Below are 1,516 nucleotides of genomic sequence, written 5' to 3' on the forward strand. Positions count from 1 at the left end.
GCCGAATGCCGCCTCCTGACGCAGCCGCACCGCACCACCGCGCGCCATCTCCAGCCCGGCGATCAGCGTGCTGGCGATCGCCGCCCGGACCTCGATCGGCGCCATCGCCCCGCCCTCGGGCAGGAAGCGCTCCAGGCTCGTCCAATCCGGCAGGCTGCCCAGCAGGGAGCCGAGCCGGCGCAGCGCGTCCTTCACCGTCCAGATGGTCACCGGCGGCGGCCGATACCGCTTCGACGCCCCGGCCCGCCGCATCGCGCCGAGATAGGCGCGCACCAGGGCGCCGAGATCGGCCGACAGTCGCGACCGGTCCTGTTCCGTCAGATCCTCCGGCGCGCCGCGGGGGAACACGTCCTGCCCCAGTTGCGGCCGCTCGCCGAGCCACGCGGCGGCGGCGCGGATCACCTGCAGATCGGCCAGACGCGCGGCCAGGGTCTCGGCCGCCGCCTCGCCTTCCTCGGCGAGGTCGCTGCCCTTGGGAAGCAGCAGCCGCGACTTGAGCCAGGTCAGCCACGCCGCCATCACCAGCCAGTCCGCCGCCAGTTCGAGCCGCACGCCGAGCGCGCCCTCGATCACCGCCAGGTACTGCTCGACCAGCGACAGGATCGACAGCCGCGCCAGGTCCACCTTCTGCGCCCGCGCCAGTTCGAGCAGGAGGTCGAGCGGCCCGTCGAACCCGTCGAGATGCAGGACGAGCGTACCGCCCGCCAGCGGCGCGGCGGCAGCGGCGGCGTCAGACGGCATCGCCGCCCCCCGGTATCGCCGGACCGAGATGCAGCCCGGCCAGCGCGAGCACGATGCGCAGCGCGTGGTCCATGGCGCGTTCCAGCACCAGCTGCACCGGGTCGAACGCGTATCCCATCTGCCGCGCGATCTCCGGCACCACGAACACGACCAGCAGCACCAGCACGATCCCGGCCCGCTCCAGCCGTGCCCACACGCGCGCGAGCGGCAGCGGCAGGATGCCCACCATGATGCGCCCGCCGTCGAGCGGCGGCACCGGCAGCAGGTTGAACAGGCCGAGCGCGATGTTGGCGAGGATGAAATAGGTGATGAAGCGCAGCACCAGCGGGTTATCGCCCGATACGTGCAGCGACAGCGCGCCCAGCCAGGCGAGGACGAAGTTCATCGCCGGGCCCGCGAGCGCGACCAGCGCCATGTAGCGGCGCGGATCGGGAAACCGCCACGCCGACACCGGCACCGGCTTCGCCCAGCCGAACATGAAGGCGACGCGCCCGAGCATGACCAGCTGCGAGAACAGCAGCAGGCCCGGCAGGATGATGGTCCCGAACCGGTCGATGTGGCGCAGCGGGTTCAGCGACAGCCGTCCGGCCTGCCGCGCCGTGTCGTCGCCCAGCGCCAGCGCCGCGTAGCCATGCGCCGCCTCGTGCAAGGTGATCGCCAGGATGGCCGGGATGACGGCCAGGGCGAGCTGCAGTGCGAGGTCGCTCACGCGCCGGCGTGTCCGAGCAGCCGCTCCCGCTCCGCCGCCAGCGCCGCGCCGTCGAGCACCGTCCGC

The 1,516-nt window shown here is 73.1% G+C and carries 2 protein-coding genes; both read right to left on the bottom strand.

What is annotated here, in order from left to right:
- On the bottom strand, positions 1–741 hold a 741-nt coding region (locus tag B8460_RS15040; protein WP_048862421.1), incomplete at its 3' end, for a segregation and condensation protein A.
- A complete protein-coding gene (locus tag B8460_RS15045; RefSeq protein ID WP_048862422.1) occupies positions 731–1,450 on the bottom strand; it encodes a site-2 protease family protein in 720 nt (239 codons plus the stop codon). The genes B8460_RS15040 and B8460_RS15045, both read right to left, overlap by 11 nt.
- Positions 1,451–1,516 lie beyond the last annotated feature (66 nt).

The sequence above is a fragment of the Acidisphaera rubrifaciens HS-AP3 genome (assembly GCF_000964365.1).
GTDB lineage: Bacteria > Pseudomonadota > Alphaproteobacteria > Acetobacterales > Acetobacteraceae > Acidisphaera > Acidisphaera rubrifaciens.